At 73.3% G+C, this 23,563-nt stretch carries 19 protein-coding genes; 11 read left to right on the plus strand and 8 right to left on the minus strand.

Going from position 1 to position 23,563, the window contains the following annotated elements; all coding sequences use genetic code 11:
- Positions 1 to 239: 239 nt before the first annotated feature.
- From AB0E05_RS19245 to AB0E05_RS19260, 4 genes are all read right to left on the minus strand, one after another.
- The gene (locus AB0E05_RS19245) at positions 240 to 1,277 is read right to left on the minus strand and encodes an ABC transporter ATP-binding protein (RefSeq protein WP_361964892.1); all 1,038 of its coding nucleotides are present in this window, start codon (positions 1,275 to 1,277) and stop codon (positions 240 to 242) included.
- Positions 1,274 to 2,836: an iron ABC transporter permease gene (locus AB0E05_RS19250; RefSeq protein ID WP_361964894.1), complete on the minus strand. Its 1,563-nt coding sequence runs from the start codon at positions 2,834 to 2,836 to the stop codon at positions 1,274 to 1,276. Before AB0E05_RS19250 ends, AB0E05_RS19245 begins: the two co-directional genes overlap by 4 nt.
- A 23-nt stretch (positions 2,837 to 2,859) precedes the next feature.
- Entirely contained in the window at positions 2,860 to 3,930 is a 1,071-nt protein-coding gene (locus AB0E05_RS19255; RefSeq protein ID WP_361964896.1) for an iron ABC transporter substrate-binding protein, read from the minus strand.
- 231 nt (positions 3,931 to 4,161) lie between these two features.
- Positions 4,162 to 6,186 carry a PucR family transcriptional regulator ligand-binding domain-containing protein gene (locus AB0E05_RS19260; protein WP_361964898.1) on the minus strand — a complete coding sequence of 675 codons (2,025 nt, stop codon included), beginning with the start codon at positions 6,184 to 6,186 and terminating at the stop codon, positions 4,162 to 4,164.
- 339 nt (positions 6,187 to 6,525) lie between these two features.
- Between AB0E05_RS19260 and AB0E05_RS19265 the strand changes: the two genes are divergently transcribed.
- From AB0E05_RS19265 to AB0E05_RS19280, 4 genes are all read left to right on the plus strand, one after another.
- Positions 6,526 to 7,419: an FAD binding domain-containing protein gene (locus AB0E05_RS19265; protein ID WP_361964900.1), complete on the plus strand. Its 894-nt coding sequence runs from the start codon at positions 6,526 to 6,528 to the stop codon at positions 7,417 to 7,419.
- Positions 7,419 to 8,030, plus strand: coding sequence for a (2Fe-2S)-binding protein (locus AB0E05_RS19270; protein ID WP_361964902.1), 612 nt, complete (start codon positions 7,419 to 7,421; stop codon positions 8,028 to 8,030). Before AB0E05_RS19265 ends, AB0E05_RS19270 begins: the two co-directional genes overlap by 1 nt.
- Positions 8,030 to 10,438: a molybdopterin cofactor-binding domain-containing protein gene (locus AB0E05_RS19275; protein WP_361964904.1), complete on the plus strand. Its 2,409-nt coding sequence runs from the start codon at positions 8,030 to 8,032 to the stop codon at positions 10,436 to 10,438. Before AB0E05_RS19270 ends, AB0E05_RS19275 begins: the two co-directional genes overlap by 1 nt.
- Positions 10,439 to 10,506: 68 nt before the next feature.
- Positions 10,507 to 11,628 (plus strand): XdhC/CoxI family protein, encoded by a 1,122-nt coding sequence (locus AB0E05_RS19280; protein WP_361964906.1) that lies wholly within the window; start codon positions 10,507 to 10,509, stop codon positions 11,626 to 11,628.
- A gap of 7 nt (positions 11,629 to 11,635) precedes the next feature.
- On the opposite strand, the gene AB0E05_RS19285 is transcribed toward AB0E05_RS19280, so the two are convergent.
- Positions 11,636 to 12,373 (minus strand): class I SAM-dependent methyltransferase, encoded by a 738-nt coding sequence (locus tag AB0E05_RS19285; protein ID WP_361964908.1) that lies wholly within the window; start codon positions 12,371 to 12,373, stop codon positions 11,636 to 11,638.
- Positions 12,374 to 13,060: 687 nt separating this feature from the next.
- Between AB0E05_RS19285 and AB0E05_RS19290 the strand changes: the two genes are divergently transcribed.
- Positions 13,061 to 13,726 carry a hypothetical protein gene (locus AB0E05_RS19290; protein WP_361964909.1) on the plus strand — a complete coding sequence of 222 codons (666 nt, stop codon included), beginning with the start codon at positions 13,061 to 13,063 and terminating at the stop codon, positions 13,724 to 13,726.
- 13 nt (positions 13,727 to 13,739) lie between these two features.
- On the opposite strand, the gene AB0E05_RS19295 is transcribed toward AB0E05_RS19290, so the two are convergent.
- The gene (locus tag AB0E05_RS19295) at positions 13,740 to 14,558 is read right to left on the minus strand and encodes an SDR family NAD(P)-dependent oxidoreductase (RefSeq protein ID WP_361964911.1); all 819 of its coding nucleotides are present in this window, start codon (positions 14,556 to 14,558) and stop codon (positions 13,740 to 13,742) included.
- Positions 14,559 to 15,023: 465 nt separating this feature from the next.
- On the opposite strand from AB0E05_RS19295, the gene AB0E05_RS19300 reads away from it, so the two are divergent.
- The gene (locus tag AB0E05_RS19300) at positions 15,024 to 15,242 is read left to right on the plus strand and encodes a heavy-metal-associated domain-containing protein (protein WP_361964913.1); all 219 of its coding nucleotides are present in this window, start codon (positions 15,024 to 15,026) and stop codon (positions 15,240 to 15,242) included.
- A gap of 100 nt (positions 15,243 to 15,342) precedes the next feature.
- Here the strand turns inward: AB0E05_RS19300 and AB0E05_RS19305 are convergent, their stop codons facing one another.
- A complete protein-coding gene (locus tag AB0E05_RS19305; RefSeq protein WP_361964915.1) occupies positions 15,343 to 16,380 on the minus strand; it encodes a LacI family DNA-binding transcriptional regulator in 1,038 nt (345 codons plus the stop codon).
- Positions 16,381 to 16,686: 306 nt separating this feature from the next.
- Between AB0E05_RS19305 and AB0E05_RS19310 the strand changes: the two genes are divergently transcribed.
- Complete coding sequence (locus AB0E05_RS19310) at positions 16,687 to 17,421, plus strand: type 1 glutamine amidotransferase (RefSeq protein ID WP_361964917.1); 735 nt, start codon at positions 16,687 to 16,689, stop codon at positions 17,419 to 17,421.
- Between the two features lie 94 nt (positions 17,422 to 17,515).
- Here AB0E05_RS19310 and AB0E05_RS19315 read toward each other — a convergent pair whose 3' ends face one another.
- Entirely contained in the window at positions 17,516 to 18,325 is an 810-nt protein-coding gene (locus tag AB0E05_RS19315) for a DUF3152 domain-containing protein (protein ID WP_361964919.1), read from the minus strand.
- A 269-nt stretch (positions 18,326 to 18,594) separates the two neighbouring features.
- Between AB0E05_RS19315 and AB0E05_RS19320 the strand changes: the two genes are divergently transcribed.
- The 4 genes from AB0E05_RS19320 to AB0E05_RS19335 all read left to right on the plus strand — a co-directional run bounded on the left by AB0E05_RS19320 (position 18,595) and on the right by AB0E05_RS19335 (position 23,381).
- Positions 18,595 to 19,251, plus strand: a complete 657-nt coding sequence (locus AB0E05_RS19320; RefSeq protein ID WP_361964921.1) for a response regulator transcription factor — start codon at positions 18,595 to 18,597, stop codon at positions 19,249 to 19,251.
- Entirely contained in the window at positions 19,248 to 20,576 is a 1,329-nt protein-coding gene (locus AB0E05_RS19325) for an ATP-binding protein (RefSeq protein ID WP_361964923.1), read from the plus strand. Before AB0E05_RS19320 ends, AB0E05_RS19325 begins: the two co-directional genes overlap by 4 nt.
- 325 nt (positions 20,577 to 20,901) lie before the next feature.
- On the plus strand, positions 20,902 to 22,284 hold the full coding sequence (locus AB0E05_RS19330; protein ID WP_361964925.1) for a cytochrome P450: 1,383 nt from the start codon (positions 20,902 to 20,904) through the stop codon (positions 22,282 to 22,284).
- Positions 22,281 to 23,381: a hypothetical protein gene (locus AB0E05_RS19335; RefSeq protein WP_361964928.1), complete on the plus strand. Its 1,101-nt coding sequence runs from the start codon at positions 22,281 to 22,283 to the stop codon at positions 23,379 to 23,381. The genes AB0E05_RS19330 and AB0E05_RS19335 overlap by 4 nt, the downstream gene beginning before the upstream one ends.
- Positions 23,382 to 23,563: the final 182 nt, after the last annotated feature.

Raw genomic sequence — 23,563 nt, forward strand, 5'->3', positions numbered from 1 at the left:
ACAATCTTTGGAAGGCCGTGCGGGAGAGCGGGACGATCACGCCCCGATGGGCGGTCCAAGGCTCATCGGGGCAGGGCTGCGCTGGCCGTGTGGCGCACGGCCTGCGGGTGGTTGTCGGTCTCGTGTTCGGGCTGCTTCCGGCCGGATCCCGACGGCCCGGCCGGATGGTTTCCGGCGGCGGAACCGGAGGGTTCTCGCGGGTGCGTTCGGCCGGTTTTCGACGGTGTTCGGGCGGCCCTTCAGGGGCGGTGGAACGTGCCCTCGCCCGTTGTCGACACCGCCACCTCGTCACCGGGGCGGAAGGTCGGGGCGCCGGACGAGCGGACCGTCACCCGGCCCACCTCGGGCACGTCCAGCACGAACAGGGCGTCGTGCCCGTGGAAGCGCACTTCGGTGACCCGGCCGTGGACGGCCGGGGCGGCGCCGTCGACGGGCCGCAGGCGCAGCTGTTCGGGCCGCAGCACGACGGTGCCGCCGCCGAGGGCGCCGCCGTCGACCCGTACGGCCCCGAGCGCGGTGGTGGCGGTGCCGGCGTCCGCGGTGCCGTCCAGCAGCACCGCGTCACCGACGAACGACGCCACCCACGGGTCGGCCGGCCGGTGGTACAGCTCCTCGGGGGTGCCGCACTGGGCGATCCTGCCGTCGCGGACGACCGCCACCCGGTCCGCGGTGGACAGGGCCTCCTCCTGGTCGTGGGTGACGAGGACGGCGGTGGCACCGGCCGTGCGCAGCGCTGCCCGGACGTCCGAGCGCAGCCCCGCGCGCAGGGCGCTGTCGAGGGCGCTGAACGGCTCGTCGAGGAGGACCAGCGCGGGGCGCGGGGCGAGCGCGCGGGCGAGGGCGACGCGCTGCTGCTGGCCGCCGGAGAGCTCGTGCGGCATCCGGTCGCCGTACGCGCCGAGCCCGACGAGTTCGAGCATCTCCGCGGTGCGCGCCGCGCGTTCGGCGCGCGGCGCACCGGTGAGGCCGAAGGCGACGTTCCGGGCCACGCTCAGATGCGGGAAGAGCGCGCCCTCCTGGGCGACGATGCCGACGCCGCGCCGCTCCGGCGGGACGTGCACGCCGGGCCCGCTGACGATCCGCTCGCCGAGTGCGACCTCGCCGGAGTCGGGGGCGACGAAGCCGGCGATGACCCGCAGCAGCGTGGTCTTGCCGCAGCCCGACGGGCCGAGGACCGCGGCCAACTCGCCGGCGCCGACGGTGAGGTCGAGACCGTCGAGCACCCGCTCGCCCCGGCCGTACGAGCTGGTCACCGCGGTGATGCGCAGTTCCGTCATGAGCGCCTTCCGAGCAGGTAGGAGGGGACGGCCGCGATGAGGACGATGGCCGCGGCGTACGGCGCGGCGCCGGCGAAGGCGCCCGCGCCCGTCTCGGTCCACAGCCGGGTCGCCAGGGTGTCCGTGCCGGTGGGGCGGAGCAGCAGCGTCGCCGGCAGCTCCTTCATGATCACCACGAAGGTGAGGGCCGCGCCCGCGCCGATGCCGGGCGCCGCCAGCGGAACGGTGACCTCCCGCAGCACCCGCAGCGGACTGCGGCCCAGCGAACGCGCCACGTCCTCCAACACCGGCGGCGCCTGGAGCACGGCAGCCCGCGCGGAGGCCACGGCGACCGGGAGGAAGAGGACGACGTACGCCACGATCAGCAGCGGCAGTTCCTGGTAGAGCGGGTACGCGTAGCGCACGGCGAAGAAGACGAGGGCCAGGCCCACGGTGATGCCGGGGACCGCGTGCCCCGCGTACACGGACTGTTCGAGCAGCCGGGCCAGACGTCCGCGGTGGCGGGCGGAGAGCACGCCGACCGGGATCGCGAGCACGGTGGTCACGGCGGCGCCGACCGCGGCCACGGAGACGGTGGTGACCGTGGCGGACATCAGCTTCTCGCCGTCGAAACCGGAGTTGCCGACGGTGAGCCAGTAGCCCAGGGTGGCCAGCGGGAAGGCGACGGACGCGGCGGCGACGGCGGTGCACCACGCCAGCGCGGGCGCGGTCCACGCACCGAGGCGCAGCCGTACGGGCGGCCGGGCGCTGCCCCGGCCGGTGCGGGCGTGCCCGGCGCGGCCCCGGGTGCGGTTCTCTGCCAGCACCAGCAGCACGGTCATGACCACCAGCACGCAGCCGAGCACGGCCGCCGGCGTGCGGTCGAAGCTGGCTTGATAGGAGGCGTGCACGGCCCGGGTGAAGGTGTCGTAGCGGGTGATGGAGACCGAGCCGAAGTCGGACAGCACGTACAGCGCGACGAGGATCGCACCGCCGGCCGCCGCGGGCCGCAGCTGCGGCAGGGTGACCTTCAGGAACGTCCGGAACGCGCCGTTGCCCAGGGAGCGGGCGGCCTCCTCCTGCGCGGGGTCGATGCCGCGCAGGGTCGCCGCGACCGGCAGGAAGACGTACGGGAAGCAGGCGAAGGTGAGGGTGATCGCGGCGCCGGGCAGCCCGGCGAGCGAGGGCGCGGCGGAGATCCAGGTGAAGGCGGCGACGTAACTCGGCACGGCCAGCGGGAGAGTCGCCAGCACCGCCCAGGCCCGACGGCCCGGCAGGTTCGTACGGACCGTCAACCAGGCCAGGGAGATGCCGAGCAGCAGACAACCGGCGACCACGATGGCGGTCAACTGGAGGCTGCGGCCGAGGAGTTCGAGGGTGCGCTGCTCCGTGACGATGTCCCAGGCGAAGCCCCAGCCGCGCTCCGTGGCGCGGACGCCGAGGTAGCCGAGGGGGAGCAGGGCGACGAGGGCCGCGGCGGCGGCCGGGAGCAGGAGGACGAGCGGGGGCGTACGCCGACCGGCTGCCGCGCGGGGCGCGGCAGCCGGGGTGCGCACGGACCGGGTGGTGTGCGTGCTCATGGGCGCGGGAGGACGGGTCGGGCTCAGACCATCCCGGCTTCGCGGATCATCTCCAGCGTCTGCTGGAGCGAGTCCAGCTCACCGAGGTCGATCTTCGGGGCCTTCAGCGAGGCCAGCGGCGGGAGGTCCTTGACGGGCGAGGTGACGCCGGCCGACAGCGGGTACTCCTTGGTCTCCGCCGCGAAGTACTGCTGGGCCTCGTCGGAGAGCAGGTAGTCGACCGCCTTCTGGGCCGCGGCGCTCTGGCCGCCGTCCTTGAGGACGCCGACGCCGGCGACGTTCACCAGGGCGCCCGGGTCGCCGCCCGGCAGGAAGTGGATCTTGGCCTTGAGCTTGTCGGCGCCGACCTCGGCGGCCTTCTCGTACCAGTAGTAGTGGTTGATCAGGCCGAGGGAGACCTCGCCGGAGTTGACGGCGTCCAGGACCGCGCCGTTCTTGTCGTACGGCTTGGCGCCGTTCGCCTTGAAGTCCTTCAGCCACTTCTGGGTGGCCTCGTCGCCCTTGAGGACGCGCATGCCGGTGACGAACGCCTGGAAGGAGGCGTTGGTGGGCGCGTAGCCGACCTTGCCCTTCCACTCGGGCTTGGTCAGGTCCATCACGCTGTCCGGGGCCTTGGGGGCCTTCTCCGGGTGGTACGCGATGACGCGCGAGCGGCCGGAGACGCCGACCCAGTCGCCCTTGCCGCTGCGGAAGGCGGTGTCCACCTTGTCGAGGGAGTTCTTCGGCAGCTCGGCGAGCACGCCCGCCTTGGAGAGCGCGCCGAGGGCGCCGGCGTCCTGCGAGAAGAACAGCCCGGCCTTGGTCTTCTTGCCCTCTTCCAGGATCTGGGCGGAGAGTTCGGCGCTGTCGCCGTAGCGGACCTGGACCTTGGTGCCGGTCGCCTTCTCCAGCTTCTCGATGATCGGGGAGATCAGCTTCTCGTTGCGGCCCGAGTAGATGACCAGCTCGTCCGAGCCCTGGCCCTTGGCCTGGGTGTCGCCGTTCTTGCCGTTTCCGCCGTCCTTGTCGTCCGAGCCGCCGCAGGCGGCGAGGACGGGCAGGAGCAGTGCGGACACGGCGAGTGCGGTGCCGCGACGAAGGGACGGACGGCGCATGGGGGCCTCCTGGACAGCCCGCGGCGCTCGGGGGACCGGTCGTCGCACGGGGACACAAACGGAACGGTCCAATAAATATGGTGAGGCTTTCCTAACTGTCAATTTCCAGCCAGGTCATGCGGGGGTGAATGGTGGAGGGATTGGCCATGTCTGGGTCGATTTTGTGGCGTTTTGTACGCCCTCGGGCTGTGATCGGATCGTTGAAATCGAGCCAGGTGGGTGGGGTGCGGCTCAGCCCATGCGGAGTGCGAGGAAGAAGTCCAGCTTGTCCTCCAGGCGCGACAGGTCGCGGCCGGTGAGCTGCTCGATCCGTCCGACCCGGTACCGCAGGGTGTTCACGTGCAGGTGCAGCCGGGCCGCGCACCGCGTCCACGAGCCGTCGGACTCCAAGAACGCCTCCAGGGTGGGGATCAGCTCGGCGCGGTGGCGCCGGTCGTACTCCCGCAGCGGGTCGAGCAGGCGCGCGGTGAAGGCGCGCCGCACGTCGTCCGGGACGAAGGGCAGCAGCAGGACGTGCGAGGCCAACTCGTGGTGGCCCGCGGCGCACACCCGGCCGGGGCGGGCCGCGGCGACCCGGCGGGCGTGCCGGGCCTCCTCCAGCGCGCCGCGCAGGCCCTCCGCGGACGAGACCGCGGCGCTCGCGCCGATGGTCAGCCGCCCGTCGTCGCCGAGCCCGGCCGACAGCGGCTCGCGGACCGCGGCCAGCAGCGCGTCGGCGTGCAGCGCCTCCTCCGAGGCGGGCGAGTCGCCCACCGGCGGCAGGGCGGACAGCGGTACGAGGGCGACGGCCTCGTCGCCCTCGTGGGCGACGGCGAACCGGTCCGAGGCGTCGGCGCCGGCCGTCGACGGATCGACCAGGACCTCCTCCAGCAGGGCCTGGGCGACGGCTCCGGCGTCGATGCCGGCCGCGTCCGGGCCCCAGTCGACCCGGGCCACCACGACCTGCCAGTGCGGCGCGGTGTCCAGGCCGGGCAGCAGGACGGGCGCGGCCACCCGCAGTCGCGCGGAGACCTCGGCCGGTGCGGCGCCCGTCTGCACCAGCTCCAGCACCTCCTGGGCCAGCCGCCGGCGTACGGTGCGGGCCGCGTCGCGCCGGTCGCGCTCGACGGCGATGAGCTGGGTGACGCCCTGGAGCAGATCGAGCCGGGCGGGCGGCCAGTCGCCGGCGTCCGCCTCGACGGCGAGCAGCCAGTCCGACAGCACGCTCTCGCGCACGTCGCGGGAGCCGGGGGCGGCGGCTGCGCGGCCGGCGTGCTGGATGGGGAAGAGCGAGTAGGTCGTACCGGCGACGGTGGTGCGGTGCGGGGCGCGGTGGCCGGCGCGGGTGGCGGACAGGTGCTCACCGGCGAGAGCAGTGCTCACGTCGTAGGGCAGTGCTCCGGGGGCGGCTCCGGCTCCGGCGGGGGGTGGGGTGGAGGTCGCGTGAGCGGTGCTCTCGTTTGTGCGCGGTGCTCCGGCTTGGTGAGCGGTGCTCTCGTTTGTGTGCGGTGCTCCGGTCTGCAGAGCACCGCTCTTGGACGAGAGCGGTGCTCCCGTCCGGTGAGCAGCGCTCTCGGTTTCTGCCGCGGCTGCTGCGTCACCTGTGACTGCGATGCTTCCCGGGGACCCCGTGACTCCCCTTGCTGAAGTGACGCCCGCGCCGCCCGCGCCCCGCGCGCCCCCTGCGCCACCCGTGACGCCTCGGCCGCCTGTGCCCGCGCCCGCCACCGGCCCCGCCAGCTCGCTCGGGCCGGCGATCTGCCGCCCCGTCGGCGACAGCACCCAGGCGCGCAGGTCCAGGTCGGAGCCGAGGAGGTCCAGCACCACCTCGGGGCCGCCGCCCGCCGGACCCGACGTCATCAGCCTGCGGTGCCGGTCCACCACCGCCGCCAGATCCTCCGCCCGCTCCCCGGAGACCTGGCGCACCACGTACTCCGTGATCGTCGCGAACGCCACCGACTCGTGCACCGCGAACAGCGGCAGCCGGTGCCGGGCGCACGCCGCCACCAGGTCGTCCGGGACCGCCCCCAGCTCCGCCTCGCCCGCCGCGAGCCCCGCCACCTGCGCCTGCACCAGGATCCGTACGAACGGTTCCGAGTCCTCCGGCGCGTGTCGCCACGCCAGGCCCGTGAGCACCAGCTCCCCGCCCGACAGATAGCGGCTCGGGTCGCGCAGGTCGGTCGTCATCACCCCGCGCACGCCGCGGTCCAGCTCGTCCTCGCCGCCCAGCAGCCGCAGCCCCAGCGCGTCGTTCTCCAGCAGTGCGCGCAGCCGCATCAGTCGCCGCCGATCCCTTGTCCGTGGTGGCCGGTCGGCCTCGGTGGTTCGCACCACCCGCCCCACGCACCAGCCGTGGGAGCCGCCGCCACTCGTCCTACGTCCCTCTTCGTCTGAATCTACAAGACGGCTGGACGGACCAGCCAACTCCTTCATGCCTTCGGTGACTGCACCGGGTGGAGCACTGCTTGTGTACTGGCCCCATAGCGGGTGCAGCAGCGCAGGAGAACGCAGCACGGAAGCACCCACGGAACGCGGCAGAGACACGACGAGACACGACAGAGAAGCACGACCGGGAAGCCCCCAGGGCGACAGGCCAGCGACAGAAGAGAGCCGCGCATGGAGTTCCTCCGGCCCGCCAGCTGGGACGAAGCCCTCGCCGTCAAGGCCGAGCACCCCACCGCCGTCCCCATCGCCGGCGGCACGGACGTCATGGTCGAGATCAACTTCGACCACCGCCGCCCCGACCGCCTCATGGACCTCGGCCGCATCGACGAGCTGCGCCAGTGGGAGGTCGGCGCAGACACCGTCCGGCTGGGCGCCGGCGTCCCGTACACGCAGATCGTCGAGCAGCTGCGGGCCGAGCTGCCCGGCCTCGCGCTCGCCGCGCACACCGTCGCGTCCCCGCAGATCCGCAACCGCGGCACCGTCGGCGGCAACCTCGGCACCGCGTCCCCCGCGGGAGACGCCCACCCCGCGCTGCTCGCCGCCGGTGCCGAGGTCGAGGTCGCCTCCCTGCGCGGCACCCGCCGCATCCCCGTCGACGACTTCTACACCGGCGTCAAGCGCAACGCCCTCGCGCCCGACGAACTGATCCGGGCCGTCCACATCGCCAGGGCCGACGGCCCGCAGCAGTTCAGCAAGGTCGGTACGCGCAACGCCATGGTCATCGCGGTCTGCGCCTTCGGCCTCGCACTGCACCCGCGCACCCGCACCGTGCGCACCGGCATCGGCTCGGCCGCGCCCACTCCCGTGCGTGCCCGCGTCGCCGAGGAGTTCCTCGCCGCCGCGCTGGAGGAGAGCGGCTGCTGGGAGAGCGGTAGGACCGTCCCGCCTTCGGTGGCCCGGGAGTTCGCCCAGCTGGCCGCCGGGGCCTGTCAGCCGATCGACGACGTCCGCGGCACCGCCGCCTATCGCCGGCACGCCGTCGGCGTCCTGGCCCGCCGCACCCTGACCTGGGCCTGGGAGGCGTACCGCGACACCGGTCGCGCCACCACCGAAGGAGCCGCCTGATGCGCGTCAGTTTCACGGTCAACGGCCGCCGTCAGCAGGCCGACGACGTCTGGGAGGGCGAGAGCCTGCTGTACGTGCTGCGCGAGCGGATGGGCCTGCCGGGGTCCAAGAACGCCTGTGAACAGGGCGAGTGCGGCTCCTGCACCGTACGGCTCGACGGGGTGCCCGTCTGCGCCTGCCTGGTGGCGGCGGGGCAGGCGGAGGGCCGCGACGTGGTGACCGTCGAAGGGCTCGCGGACCACGCCCGACAACGCAGCGCCGGCGCGGACGCCCCCGGGACCCCGCTCGACGAGGCGCGCCGCTGGACCGCCCACGGCCACCCTGCCCACCCCACTCACGACGCCGCCACCCCCGCGGCCCCCGCCCACGACGCCGCCGGCCCCGAACTCGCCCCGGTCCAACAAGCCTTCATCGACGCCGGCGCCGTCCAGTGCGGCTTCTGCACCCCCGGCCTCCTCGTCGCCGCCGACGAACTGCTGGAACGCAACGCCGACCCCTCCGACGCCGACATCCGCGAGGCCCTCTCCGGCAACCTCTGCCGCTGCACCGGCTACGAGAAGATCCTCGACGCGGTCCGGCTCGCCGCCGTCCGCCAACAGGGGGGCACCTGATGACCACTCCGCGCACCCCCACCACGCCCGCCGGCACCCCCACCGGCCTCACCCAGGGCTCACCCACCCCCGGCGGCATCGGCGAGTCCACCCTCCGCCCCGACGGCACGCTCAAGGTCACCGGTGAGTTCGCGTACTCCTCCGACATGTGGCACGAGCACATGCTCTGGGGCCACACGCTGCGCTCCCCCCTCGCCCACGCCGAGATCCGCGCCATCGACGTCACCGCGGCCCTGGCCACCCCCGGCGTCCACGCCGTCCTCACCCACGACGACCTGCCGACCGACGTGACGCACTACGGACTGGAGTTCCAGGACACCCCCGCCCTCGCCCACGGCAAGGTCCGCCACCACGGCGAGCCCGTCGCCCTCGTCGCCGCCGACCACCCCGAGACCGCCCGCCGCGCCGCCGCGAAGATCGTCGTCGACTACGTCGAACTGCCCGTCGTCACCGACGAGGCGTCCGCCACCGCACCCGACGCGGTCCTCGTCCACGAGCACCGCACCGACCACCACGCCGCCCACGTCCCGCACCCCAACGTCGTCCACCGCCAGCCCGTCGTGCGCGGCGACGCCGCCGCCGCGGCCCGCCGCGCGGACGTCGTCGTCACCGGCGAGTACGTCTTCGGCATGCAGGACCAGGCGTTCCTCGGGCCCGAGTCCGGGCTCGCCGTCCCCTGCGAGGACGGCGGGGTCGAGCTGTACGTGGCGACCCAGTGGCTGCACTCCGACCTCGCCCAGATCGCCCCCGTCCTCGGCCTGCCGCCGGACAAGGTGCGGATGACGCTCTCCGGCGTCGGCGGCGCGTTCGGCGGGCGCGAGGACCTGTCCATGCAGATCCACGCCTGCCTGCTGGCGCTGCGCACCGGCCGACCGGTGAAGATGGTCTACAACCGCTTCGAGTCCTTCTTCGGCCACGTCCACCGCCACCCCGCCAAGCTCCGGTACGAACACGGCGCCACCCGCGACGGAAAGCTGACGCACGTGCGGTGCCGCATCGTCCTCGACGGCGGCGCGTACGCCTCCTCGTCCCCGGCCGTCGTCGGCAACGCGGCCTCCCTCGGCGTCGGCCCGTACGTCGTCGACGACGTGGACGTCGAAGCGCTGGCCCTCTACACCAACAACCCGCCGTGCGGCGCGATGCGGGGCTTCGGCGCGGTCCAGGCGTGCTTCGCGTACGAGGCCCAGATGGACAAGCTCGCCGCCGCCCTCGACCTCGACCCCGTCGAACTGCGCCGGCGCAACGCCATGGAGCAGGGCTCGACCATGCCGACCGGCCAGCGCGTCGACTCCCCGGCGCCGGTCGCCGAACTGCTGCGCCGGGTCAAGGCCAGGCCGCTGCCGCCGGAGCGCCAGTGGGAGGTGGCCGGCGGCGGCGTGGACGTGCGAGCCCTGCCCGGCGGGCTGTCCAACACCACCCACGGCGAGGGCGTCGTGCGCGGCGTCGGCTACGCCGTCGGCATCAAGAACGTCGGTTTCTCCGAGGGCTTCGACGACTACTCGACCGCACGCGTGCGCATGGAGGTCGTCGGCGGGGTGCCGGTCGCCACCGTGCACACCGCGATGGCCGAGGTCGGCCAGGGCGGCGTCACCGTGCACGCCCAGATCGCCCGTACCGAACTCGGCGTCACCCAGGTCACCATCCGGCCCGCCGACACCCGGGTCGGCTCCGCCGGGTCCACCTCGGCGTCCCGTCAGACGTACGTCACCGGCGGCGCCGTGAAGCACGCCTGCGAGGCCGTCCGGGCGCAGGTCCTCGACCTCGGGCGCGCCAAGTTCGGCCCGTACCACCCCGCGTGGGCGACCGCCGAACTCCTCCTCGAAGGCGGCAAGGTGGTCACCGAGGGCGGCGAGGCCCTGGCGGACCTGGTCGACGTGTTGGGGGACGAGGCCGTCGAGGTCGTCACCGAGTGGCGCCACCGGCCCACCGAACCCTTCGACCGCACGACGGGCCAGGGCGACGGGCACGTCCAGTACTCGTTCGCCGCCCACCGGGCCGTCGTCGAGGTCGACACGGAACTCGGCCTGGTGAAGGTCGTCGAGTTGGCGTGCGCCCAGGACGTCGGCAAGGCGCTGAACCCGCTGTCCGTGCTCGGCCAGATCCAGGGCGGCAGCACGCAGGGCCTCGGCATCGCGGTGATGGAGGAGATCCTGGTCGACCCGGTCACCGCACGGGTGCGCAACCCCTCCTTCACGGACTATCTGATCCCCACCGTCCTCGACACCCCCGCCATCCCCGTCGACGTCCTCGAACTCGCCGACGACCACGCGCCGTACGGGCTGCGCGGCGTGGGGGAGGCGCCCACGCTGTCCGCCACCCCCGCGGTGCTGGCCGCGATCCGCGCCGCCACCGGCCTCGAACTCAACCGCGTTCCGGTCCGTCCGGAACACCTCACCGGCACCTCGTGAGCCGATCGCCCCGACGGTGACCAGCACGGACCAGCGACGAGCAGCGAAGAGGGAGAGGGGAGACCGCCGTGTTGGACCTCGCCGACGAACTGCACCGATGGGCTCGGCGGGGCCGTGCGTTCGCCGTGGCCACCGTCGTGTCCGTACGCGGCAGCGCACCGCGCGGGCCGGGCGCCGCGCTCGCCGTGGACCACGACGGCAGGGCCGTCGGCTCGATCTCCGGCGGCTGCGTCGAAGGCGCCGTGTACGACCTGTGCCGTCAGGTGCTGCGCGACGGCCGGCCCGTGCGCGAACGCTTCGGCTACGCCGACGAGGACGCCTTCGCCGTCGGACTGACCTGCGGCGGCGAGATCGAGGTCCTGGTGGCGCGGGTCGAGCCGCACGACACCGCCGCGCACGCCCTCGCCCTGGCCGCCCGCGGCACGACCTTCGCGCTCGCCCGGGTCGTCGACGGACCGGCCGAACTCCTCGGCCGGGCGCTCCTGGTCCACCCCGACCGCCGCTGCGAGGGCACCCTCGGGGGCCGCCCGGAGCTGGAGGCCACCGCCGCGGCGGAAGCCGGCGCGCTCATGGACGCGGGCCGTACGGACACGGTCGTCGTCGGCGCGGACGGCGGCCGGTGCGGCGCCCCGCTCACGCTGCTCGTCGAGGCGCGGACGCCGCCGCCGCGGCTGATCGTCTTCGGCGCGATCGACTTCGCCGCCGCCCTGGTGCGGGTGGGGAAGTTCCTCGGGCACCGCGTCACCGTGTGCGACGCACGACCGGTCTTCGCGACCCGGGCCCGCTTCCCCGACGCGGACGAGGTCGTCGTCGACTGGCCGCACCGCTATCTGGCCCGTACCGAGGTCGACGCGCGGACCGTGCTGTGCGTGCTGACCCACGACGTCAAGTTCGACGTACCGCTGCTGGCGCGGGCGCTGCGACTGCCCGTCGCCTATGTAGGAGCGATGGGCTCGCGCCGCACCCACGACGACCGCGAGCGCCGGCTGCGCGCCGCCGGGCTCACGGACGTCGAACTGGCCCGGCTGCACAGCCCCATCGGGCTCGACATCGGCGCGCGGACGCCGGAGGAGACCGCCGTGTCGATCGCGGCGGAGATCGTCGCGCGGCGCCGCGGCGGCAGCGGTGCGCCGTTGACCGACACGGACGCGCCCATCCACCACGACGGGCGCACGGCGGCCCTGCGCTGAGTGCGGGTCAGCCGGTGCGGCGCGCCACCACCAGCCGGCACCGCGGGCTGCCGTCGTCGCGCCGCCCCAGCTCCTCCATCGCCCGCAGCTCCACCGCGAACCCGGCGTCCTTGAGGGCCCGGCACACCGGTGCGAGGGCGAACGTCCGGTAGTACATGACGAACGGCGGCTTCCACACCGCGTTGCGTACGCGCATCGCCGTGTCGAAACCGAGCAGCGCCCAGTACGGCCGGGAACCGACCCTCGGCGGGGCGGGCTGCGGGAAGGCGAAGACGCCCCCGGGGCGCAGCGAGCGGTGGACGCCGGAGAACAGCGCGGGCCACTCCTCGGGGAGGAAGTGGCCGAAGGCGCCGAAGCTCACCGCGAGGTCGTACGAGGCGGTGAAGGGCAGGTCGCGGGCGTCGGCCCGCACCCAGTCGACCGCGGGCGCCCCGGGCTCCGCGTCCGCCTCCGTGGCGGCCCTGGCCCGGGCGAGCATGCCCGCGCTGAAGTCGACGCCGGTGACCCGTTCGTCGCACAGCCGCCGCAGCACGCCGACGCCCGCACCGGTGCCGGTGCACACGTCGAGGCCCGACCGGAAGGGCCCGAGCGGGCGCACGGCCCGGACGAAGGGGTCGAGCAGCCGGTCCGGCGTGCGGAACGGCGTCGCGTCGAACTTGGGGGCCAGCAGGTCGTAACCGCGCTCGACCGAGGAGAGCGCCTGCACGGTCAGCTCGCGGAGCGTGGGTCCGGATGAGGTGAACATCGTCCTCACCCTACGACGCCCCGCGTCCCGGCCGCCGGACCCGTTGCCCCGCAGGACGCCCGCCGGAATCGGAACGCCGTACCGCGCGGGCCCCCTGTTTCCCCTGGCCGGTGCATTCGAGCCAGTCAGCGGGGCGATGATAAGTAAACGATGAGCAAATGCGAACATCGGGTCGTACGCGGGGGATACGTTCACCCCCATGAGTCCGACTGAAGTGCCTCACCTCAGCGCAGGCCACCCGGCCCGGACCCTTGCTGTTCTCCTCCCGGGCCCGGTCCCGGGTTCTCCACCGGCATCCGGCCCGGCCGCGCCGCCCCTCGTACGGGTGGTGCGACCGCGCCGCTAGCCGCTCACGGCCGACTGAGCCCCGGCCGTTTTCGGCGAACAATTCCGGCCTTTGTCCAGTGAAACTCCGACGAGCAATACCCATTGGTGCGCCACATGTTGATCCACAACCTTGGCCGGGTCTCCGCCCGCGTGCGCAAAAGCGTGCCCGGCGGCCCCATTCCACGGCGACGCGGTGCCTTTGTCGCCGTTCGCCCCGCAGGTCCCCATGCCCTTGGCGGCACGGGCTTCGCCGCCGTCGGTGCCGTGCGAGCCGTTGGCGCCGCCGCTCCGTCCGGCCGTATGGTTCGGTAACGCCGAATGTTCGGTCGGCACTACACATGGTCGACAGCAGGGACGCAGATGACCAACGAGCCTCTTGTTCCCGCGCAGCTCGGAAGGCCCGAACGCATGTGGCAACGCGCCGTCGTGCTGGTACTGATCGCTGTCACGAGAACCACGAGGCCGGTATTCCGCCTGGGCGACCGGGAACTGTCCTGTTCGCATTCCAACGGCGGTTGGACGCTCTCCCTCCACTCCGACGGAAAGGCGATCTTCTTCGGTCAGGACGTCGACTGCAGTGACACCACCTATCAGGGCGACAAGCCCGTGGACCTGCTCGCGAACGCCCCGGACTGGTTGCCGCACGACCGGCTCCGGGAACTGAACGACGGTTATGAACTGGGCTATCTCTACTGGTGGGAGGAGGGCGCCTGGGCGCGGGCGCCCTATCCCGACTACGTGGCGGACGACGGCCTGGCGGCCTCCTGCGACGGATACGCCGGCATCTTCGATGACAAGTCGCTGGCGGACAGCTTCGCCGACGCCGGCTACCGGGACCGGGCCGCGGCGGAGCGGTTCGTCCGACGGGTCGCGGCGGGCACGGTGGACACGGAGGCGCTGGAGGAGCTGATGGACTCCGCCTCCGAGCCCGGACCGCTGCCGAGGGAAGCGCGGGTGCCCAACGCCCTGGAGTGGGCGGCCCGCTTGGGCGTCGCGGACCGCCGCACCCCGTCCCACACCAGGTGAGCCGCGCGGGCGGTCAGCCCGCGCGGACCAACTGGTCGGCCAGCTTGTTCAGTCGCTTCACGGTGCGCTCTTCCGTCGCGCCCGGCGCCGGCTCGACCCGGCGGTCCAGCTCGTAGTACGCACCGTTGACGACCTCGGTCGCCGGGTCGCACAGCCGGACGACGTGCGCGGCGCCCGCGCTCGGGGACGCGCCCCGGTGCGCGTACAGGGGGAGCAGGTCCGTCTCACAGACACCGGGGTGGACCGAGACCGCCGTCACGCGCGGGTCGGCGGCGAAGACGGTGAGCGCCAACTGCGACTGGGCGTAGGCGGCGAGCCGGGAGTAGCGGCGGGCCCGCTGGGGATCGCCCCACTGGATCGACGCCGTGCGGTGCAGCGAGGACGACACGTTGACGACGCGGCTGCCGCGGCCGTCCGCGGAACTCCCGGTGAGCGCCGGCTCCAGCAGGTTGGTGAGCAGGTAGTGGGCCAGGAAGTTCACCTGGAACGCGATCTCGTTGCCGTCCTCGGTGACGGTGTGGCGCTCGGGCGCGGCGACGGCGGCGTTGTTGACGAGGACGTCCAGGCGCGGATGGGCCGCGGTGACCCGCGCCGCCAGCGTCGCCACCTCGTCCAGCCGGCTGAAGTCGGCCGCACAGGCGCACAGGAGTGCGCCGTCGGTGCCGGTGGTGGCGATCAGCCGGTCGACCGCCGCTCGACTCTCCTCGGGAGTGCGGCCGTGCAGCAGCACGGTCGCACCGCGCGCCGCGAGCTGTCGGGCGGTTTCGTAGCCGATGCCGGAGGTCGCCCCGGTGATCAGGACGGTGCGGGACGACAGGTCGACGACAGACATGGTCCATCCAAAGGAGAAGGAGACGAAGACGGAGAAGGTTCGGGCCGTCGCGGCTCGAACGGTGGGAGGAAAGGTGAACGTGTGGTTCCAGGGGCGCCGGAGGTCGGGTCACGGCGCCCCTGGTGCCGGTTCGGCCGCCCGGTACCCGGCGCGCTCAGCCGCGCGGAGGTGGGGAGGAGGGCGACCTCTTGCAGCGGGGCACGCGGCCGGCCGCCTTATGGGGCGGTCGGTCGGGGTGGGGCCACGCGCTGTTCACGCACCACATCGAAGCCGCGGCGCGACGCGTGGACAAGAGCGGCGCACGCTTGCTGACGTGCCCTTGCCGTCCCTCTGACGTCTCCTTGACGCAGCCGGCCCCGCGGCCGCCCCGACAGTTCCCGACACCCCTTGCGTCAGATACCCCCTGGGGGTATAAATAACTTCAGCGAGATACCCCCTAGGGGTACAGGAGAAGGGGGGAGAGTCATGGCGTCGTACCAGACCACCTACCGCGTCGGCGGAGTCAACAGCGGCCACTGCAAGGCGATCGTCAGCAAGGCGCTGCGTGAACTCGACACGGTCAACACGGTCCAGGTGGAGATCTCCACGGGGCTGCTGACGCTCGACACCACGGCGGAGCCGGACGACGCGGTCGTCTCGGAGGCGATCGACGAAGCGGGGTACGACTTCCTGGGCAGGGCCTGAGTGCCCGAGTGTCCGCGCCGCGGTCGCGACCGCGCGCATGAGGGGGCGCGTCCCTCCGGTGGAGACCGGACGGGACGCGCCCGCTGTCGTACGTCGGCCGCTACCGAGGCACGGTCACGTGCGTGGAGCCGCCCGGCACCAGTGCGCACGGCACCGAGAGCGGCTGGGGCGTCAGCCCCGAGAGCGCGTCGATCAGCATGCCCGCGCACAGCGCGCCCGTCCGGCGCGGCGCCAGCGTCAACAGGGTCAGCGCGGGCCGGGCGCCCGGCCCGCTGTCGCCCATCGCGGTGATCTGGAGGTCCCCCGGGATACTCAGCCCCAGGTCGTCGGCGGCGGCGCGCAGCGCCTCCCCGTACGTCTCGTTCAGGGCGTGGACCGCGTCCGGTCGCTCGTCGGCGAGCAGCAGTCGTCGTGCCGCGTCCCGCGCCGGCTCCCCGTCCCGGACCCGTTCGACCGCGGCCGGTAGCCCCCGCTCCGCGCACCAACGCGCGTACGCCTGCTCGCTGTCGAGGGTGTACGAGTCGATCTCCGGCCCGGTGAGCAGCCCGGTCCGGCGCGCCCCGCCCGCCCGCAGGTGTTCCAGTGCCAGCGGCACGCCGGAGCCCATGTCGCTGTGCACGTACGGGAGATGGGCGTGCGCGGGGTCGATCGGGCGGCCGTCGGTGACCACCGCGAGCCCGCGCCGCAGCGCCTCGGTGATGACGGGGTCGCCGGCCACGGGGTCCACCACGATCAGACCGTCCATCGGGATCCGGGTCCACAGGTCCGTACCCGGCCGGGCCGGGACGACGACCAGCGCGTAGTCCCGGTCGACGGCCGCGACCATCGCGCCCGCGGTGAGGGACGCGTAGTACGGGCGGTACGTCCGCTCCCACGCCTCTGCGCTCTGGTGCCCGGCGGCGAGGCCGACGACCCCGGTGCGGCCGGTGAGCAGCACCTGCGCCGCGGGGTTCGGGCGGTAGCCCAACTCGTCCGCGATGTGCCGCACCCGCTCCCGGGTGCGCGCGCTCACCTTGCCCTTGTCGTTCAGGGCGTGCGAGACGGTGGTGATGGAGAGCCCCGCGGCCCGGGCGACGTCCTTGATCCCGACGGATCGCGCGGTCTGCGGACCGTGCTGCGTACCGGTCGGTGGGACCATCGCGTCCCTCCTCCTCGTGGTGGCTGCCCGTGCCGGGCGTCGGTGCCGGTGGATGCGCGTGCCCGCGGCGGGTGGCCGCGGGGTCGGCGCGTGTGCGGTTCCTGGCCGCGGCCCGCGCCCGGGCGGCTCCAGCAGCCGCCCGGTGACCCCGTCCGAGGATCAATCTTCAACGATCTCTTGACTGCCAAAACCTTTTGGTTGAGCATATCGGCCATCCTTGCCGTCCAAAGGCTTTTGGTTCCCGTCGCGTCCGGGCTTTGGCTGGATCTGGGCGGCTCCTTTTCGACGTTTCGAAGGCAGGACGACGTGACGGAGTCACAAGTCACTCCCCGGATCCTGACGATCCAGCACGAGGACGGCACGGGCCCCGGGCTCGTCGGCAAGGCGCACAAGGAGTCGGGCCTCGCACTGCACACCGTCCACCCCTGGGCCGGCGAGCCCCTCCCGACGGACCTCGCGGGCTACGCCGGACTGCTCGTCCTCGGCGGCGCGGCCAACTGCGAGGACGAGGAGGCCGCGCCCTGGCTGCCCGTGGTGCGCACCCTGGTGCACCGCGCCGTCGACGAGGACGTCCCCCTGCTCGGCATATGCCTGGGCGGGCAGATCGTGGCCCACGCCCTGGGGGGCCGCGTGGTGGCGCGGGACCGTGGGCCCGAGGTGGGCACCGTACCGCTGCGCCGGCTGCCCGCCGTCGAGGACGACCCGGTCTTCCGCGCCGTGCCCGAGGGCGCCCCCGCCGCCCAGTGGCACTGGGACGAGATCGGCGAACTGCCGCCCGGCGCGGTTCCGTTGCTCGGCGGCGACGACTGCCCGCACCAGGCGTTCCGGATCGGCGCCCGCGGCTGGGGCGTCCAGTTCCACCCCGAAGTGCTGGGCGACGCCGTCGCCGGGTGGTCCGCCTCCGACGGGCCGGCCGTGGCCCGGGCCGGCGGCGACCCGGACGCGGCCGTGGCGTCCGTCCGCGCCGCGGAGCCGGCGCTGCGGGCGACCTGGTCGCGGGCCGCCCGCGCTTGGGCGGACGTGGTCCATGCGGCCGGTTGAGCCGCGGGCCCCACCGCGGCGGCGGGGACGACGACAGCCGCCACCCGGGGGTTCGGTGGCGGCTGCCGTCGGCTTCGGGGCGGGACGGGCGGGCTCAGGGGACCTTGGGTCCGTCGACGAGCTCGCCGTCCGCGTCGTACACCCACGGGTTGGCGGTGCACCCGCGCAACCCCTTGATCTGCTGCATCATCGCGGGCGCCGGCTTCCCGGGCCCCGCGCAGGTGCGGTGCCCGTAGCCGAGGACGTGCCCCACCTCGTGGTTGATGATCAGGGCGTGGTAGTCGTGCGGACGCCCGCGGTACTGCTCGCTCAGCTCGATCCAACGGCGCACGTTCACGATCAGGTCGGGCGCGTTCGCACAGTTCACCTGCCCGCCCGTGTCCAACCCCCAGGCGCCGCACAGGGTGTCCGTGGTCGCCGGCGACACGATGTGGACGAGCATGTCGTACGGGGGAGAGCTGACCCGCTGGAAGGACGCGACGCCCTTGCGGGTCCAGCCGCGCTCGTGCCGCAGGATGCCGTCGATCTCGGCCGCGACGTCGTCGACGTCGAGACCGGTGCCGTCCTCCAGCTTCACCCCGTACCGCACCAGCCGACCGGAGTGCCCGGCCCGGGCCCCGGTGCCGCGCGCCCAGGTGTACGTGCCCGGTCCGCGCTCGCGGTACGAGGAGCGCGCCGGCCGCCCCTCGCGCTCCTCGGAGGAATCGGCCGGCCGCTCGGCCTCGGGCGACGGCTTCGTCTTCGCCGTGTCGGAGGAGGCCGCCTCGGGCGGAGCGCCGGCGTCGGGGTCCGGCCGGTTCGGCCCGGACGAGGCGGCGTCGCGGGAGTCCGACGGGTCGGACAGCACGGCGAGACCGCCCCAACCCACCGCCCCCACGCACACCAACAGGAGCAGGACCTTCAAGGAGGCCGAGGGCCCGGAGCGACGGGCCCGCCGCGTGCGGCGACCCGGCGGGCTGGGGGCACGGCGGGCACGGCGGCTCCGGCTGTGGGAGCCGGTCGAGAGCCGACGGTCAGACATGGGAGGTCCAGCCTTCGTGGGGAGGGGAGCGGTGCGGACCCCAGTGCACGCGAAGGCACGTGCGATCTCGGTGAGCGAAGCTGCTCACACTGCTTTCACATCGGACACGGATACTTGGTGCAGATCAACGCGGTGAGGAGCGGGTGGGACGCATGAGGGTGCTGGTGGTCGAGGACGAGGAGATGCTGGCCGCGGCGATCGCCGAAGGGCTGCGCGACGAAGGGCTCGCGGTGGACGTGGTCCACGACGGCGAGGCCGCCCTGGAGAACCTCGCCGTGCACGCGTACGACGTGATGGTCCTCGACCGGGACCTGCCCCTGGTCCACGGCGACGAGGTGTGCCGGCGCACGGTCGCCTCCGGCGCGGACGTACGGGTCCTCATGGTCACCGTCTCCACCACCGTCGCCGAACGCGTCGCCGGCCTCGGCCTCGGCGCGGACGACTACCTGACGAAACCGTTCGCCTTCGCCGAACTCGTCGCCCGCATCCGGGCGCTCGGCCGCCGCTCCCGGCCCGCCGCCCCGCCCGTCCTGGAACGCGCCGGCATCCGGCTGGACCCGCACCTGCGGCAGATCACCCGCGACGGCAGGTACATATCCCTGTCGCGCAAGGAGTTCGCCGTCCTGGAGGAGCTGCTGCGGGCCGACGGGGCGCCGGTGTCCGCCGAGGCGCTGCTGGAGCGGGCCTGGGACGAGAACGTGGACCCCTTCACCACGGTCGTCCGCGTCACCATGCGCTCCCTGCGCCGCAAGCTCGGCGACGGGCCCGTCATCGAGACCCTGACCGGCGTGGGATACCGCATCCGATGATCCTGCGCGCACTCGGCGGCAGCCTCAGGGTCCGCCTGACGGTCGTCTTCGGTCTGATGTTCTTCGTCGCCGGCGCGGCGATCTTCGGTGGCGCGCTGATCCTGGTCGGCAACAGCATGGCGTACACCCTGAGTTTGCCGTTCCCCACCGTGCAGGAGGCTCCGCCCACCGAGGTGCCCGCCGAACAGCCGCAGCCACGGCTCGCGGACCCGGATGCGAGCCCGACCCCCGGGGCCGCCCCCTCGTTCGCACCGGATCCCACCGCCTGGCCGCCGTCCCTGGCGGACGTGCCGCAGTCGGCCGAACGGGCCCAGCCCCGCATCGAGATCGACCCCGCGTCCCGCGACACCATCCTGGCCTCCATGCAGAACAACCTCATGGCCAAGGGCGGACTCACCGTGCTGGGAGTGGGCGTCGTCGCCACCACCACGGGCTGGTTGGTCGCCGGCCGACTGCTGCGCCCGCTCAACCGCATCACCTCCACCGCCGAGCGGATCGCCGGCCGCACCCTGCACCAGCGCATCGACCTCGACGAACCCCCGGGCGAGGTCAAACGGCTCGCGGACTCCTTCGACAGCATGCTGGACCGCCTCGACCAGGCGTTCGCCGGACAGGACCGCTTCATCGCCAACGCCGCGCACGAGCTGAAGACCCCGCTCGCGGTGGGCCGCACCCTGGTCGAGGTCGCCGTCGCCCGCCGCGCCGCGCCGCCCGAGGTGAAGCAGCTCGGCGAGAACCTGCTCGCGGTCAACGAGCGCCACGAGCGGCTGATCGACTCCCTGCTCACCCTGGCCCGCGCCGAGAGCACCGCGTACGAGCGACTGCCCCTCGACCTCGCGGCGATCACCGCCACCGTGCTCACCCACACGGCCGCCGGCGCCGAGGCGCACGGCGTCACCGTGGAGTGCGACCTCCACCCCGCGCCCGCCGTGGGCGACCCCGTGCTGGTGGAACAGCTGGTGCGCAACCTCGTCGACAACGCGGTGAAGTACAACGTCCCCGGCGGTGTGCTGAGCGTACGGACGGGGACGGGACGGGCCGGCTCCTCCCTCACGGTCAGCAACACCGGCGCCGTCGTCGGAGCCCATGAGATCCCGGTGCTGTTCGAACCCTTCCGACGCCTCACCGACCGGGTCGGCTCCGCCCGCGGCAGCGGCCTCGGGCTGTCGATCGTGCGCGCCGTGGCCCGTACCCACCAGGGCGACGTCACGGCCGAACCGCGCCCGGGCGGCGGACTGACCGTGACCGCCACCGTGCCGCACGCCGCGCCGACGAACCGCGCCGGGACGCCGCCGTCCGGCGCAACTGCCCGTCCGTACCGCTGAGCTGACCAGGCGCAAAGCTCCGGGCCACACCTTCGGGTGAGGCCGGGCATCACCCCGGCGGGCCGGAGTGGCACATGGCACATGGGGGCGACGTGGTGTTTCAATCCGTGTGCGTACTGTGCACACCTCGCCCGTACGCCCGCTCGTCCCTGCCGTCACTGCGTCAGGTTGATCGCGGTCCGGACGACGGTGTCCGAATCAACAGCGGGCCAGTGAACGGAGAACCCGTTCCGGTGCGAGGGCGCACGCACGCACGACGAATCCGGCATTGATGACGTTCAGGCGACAGGTGTGTCCTGTCGTCTCCGCAGTAAGGGTTCTTCACGTGAGCACCACAACCATCACCCGCGACTGCCGCGGCGCCAGCAGCCACCGTGCGTACCGGCTGGGGCAGGCACCGGGCCGACTTCCGCTGCTGGGCAACGCCCTCCAGCTCTTCCGCGACCCCCTCGACTACCTGCCGAGGCTGCGCCACGAGGGGGACCTCGTCCGGGTCAGGATCGGCGCCACCACGGCGTACTTCGCCTGCACCCACGACGTCGTCCAGGAAGTACTGCACAACCCGCGGACGTTCGACAAGGGCGGCGAGTTCATCGACACGATGAAGCTGCTGCTCGGCGACGGTGTCGGGACCTGCGGCGCCGCCGCGCACAAACGACAGCGGCGGTACATCCAACCCGCCTTCCAGCGGGACCGGCTCGTGCGCTACGCCAGCGTGATGCACGACGAGGTCACCGCCCTCACCGACGCCTGGCGCCCCGGCCGCGTCGTCGACGTCGGCACCGAGATGAGCCGACTCACCACCCGCGTCACCGCCCAACTGATGTTCTCCTCCGGCATCGCCAGCGACGCCGTCGCGGAGGTCCAGCGCTCCTTCCCCGTCGTGTGGAAGGGCGTGTACCGCCGGATGGTGATCCCCTTCCCCCTGCTGCACGCCCTGCCGACCCCCGCCAACCGGCGGTTCACCCGGGCGATGGAGCGGCTCGACGCGGTCATCGCCACCATGGTCGACGCCTACCGCAAGGACACCGCGGACCGCGACGACATCCTCACCGTGCTGCTCGCCGCCCGCGACGAGCACACCGGCCGCGGCATGACCGACACCGAGATCCACGACGAGCTGATGACCGTGCTCGCGGCCGGCGTGGAGACCCCGGCGTCCGGGCTCACCTGGGCCTTCCATCTCATCGGGCAGCACCCCGAGGTGGAGCGGGAACTCCTGACGGAGGTCGACCGGGTCCTCGGCGGACGTCCCGCGCGCTACGACGACCTGCCCGGGCTGCCCTACACCCAGCGCGTCGTCGCCGAAGCCCTGCGGATGTACCCGCCCGTCTGGTTCATCACCCGGCGCGCCGCCGTCGACACCACCCTCGCCGGGCACCCGGTGCCGGCCGGCGCCAGCATCCTGTTCAGCCCCTACGCCCTCCACCGCGACCCGGACGTCTTCGCCGACGCCGACCGCTTCGACCCCGACCGCTGGCTGCCCGAGAACGCGGCGAAGCTGCCGCGGAACGCCACGATCACCTTCGGCGGCGGCTCCCGCAAGTGCCTCGGCGACGTCCTGGCGAACCACGAGAGCACCATCGCGCTCGCGTCGATCCTCTCCGCCTGGCGGTTGCGACCGGTGCCCGGCCACCGGCTCCGTCCGGTGGCCAAGGCCGAACTGACCGCCGGTCCGCTGCCCATGACGACAGAGCCCCGGGCGTGACCGGGCCGCTCGCCCCGCAAGGCGGCCCCCACGGAGCGTCACTCGACCTCTGGCCGAGCCCCGGCCACCCCCTGCTGGACCTGGAACCCCGCACCTCGCCGTGGGTCGACCACCTGGAGGACGCGGTCCTGCACTGGGCCGACCACCACGACCTCCTCGACAGCGCGGCGGCGCGGGACCGGTTGGCCCGCAGCCACCTCGGCGAACTCATCGCCCGCTCCTACCCGGCGATGGGCTTCCACCGCGCCGAGGCCATCGCCGGCTGGTTCACCTGGGCGTTCGTCATCGACGACTGCTACGACCGACAGCCGGAAGGTTTCCTCGACTACGACTCGTCCGCGTTCCGGATGCTACGACTGCTGACCCCCGACGCCTCCGTGCGGCACAGCCAGGCCAGCCGTCTCGACACCGTCCTCTCCCAGGTCTGGCGCGAACTCGCGCTGGCCAGGAGCGCGGCCTGGCGGATGCGCTTCACCCTGCACATGACGCACTTCCTGGCCGCGTTCAAGTACGAGTCGCTCAACCGCAGGCACCGCCACACCCCCCGACTCCTCGGCTACACCCAGCTGCGCCGGGCCTCCGGGGGCATCACCCCCTCGCTCGACCTGCTGGAAGTGGCGTCCGACAGCGAGATCCCCCCGCTGCTCCACGAGACGGACCAATTCCAGACGATGTTCAACCGCGCGTCCGACGTCGTCGTGTGGGTCAACGACATCGTGTCGCTGCGCAAGGAACTGGTCGCCGGCGAGACGACGAACGGCGTCCTCGTCCTCGCCCGTGAGCACGACTGCGGGCTCCAGGACGCCATCGACGCCGTGTACGGCCGCGTCGGGCAGTGGATCGAGGAGTTCTGGCGGGCCCGCGAGGAACTGCGCACCCTGTCGTACCAGTGGTTCGGGCTGACCACCGCGGAGCGCGAGGCCGTCGAGTCGTACGCCGACGGCATGGAGGCGTGGATGCGCGGCAACCTCGACTGGTCGGCCTCCTCCGACCGGTACCGCCGCGCCGACGGCGTCCGACTGGCCAGCGACACCTCGCTGTTGCGGGGCGCGCGCCACGACCGGCTCGGCTGCCACGAGCACATCGAGGCGTCCTGACCGGTCGATGACGAGGGGCCGCCCGCGTCGGAGCGGCCCGGAAGTGACGGCCCGTGCCCCTACGGGCCGTCACCCCTTGCCCCAAAGTGCAGCCACGTGCGCCGAGTGGCTGCCCGGCCGCCCGTACCCGACGGCGTGTTCCGGCCGAGTGCGGTGAAAGCCGTCCGAAAGACCTCTCGCAT

The sequence above is a fragment of the Streptomyces sp. NPDC048057 genome (assembly GCF_040653095.1).
Taxonomy (GTDB): domain Bacteria; phylum Actinomycetota; class Actinomycetes; order Streptomycetales; family Streptomycetaceae; genus Streptomyces.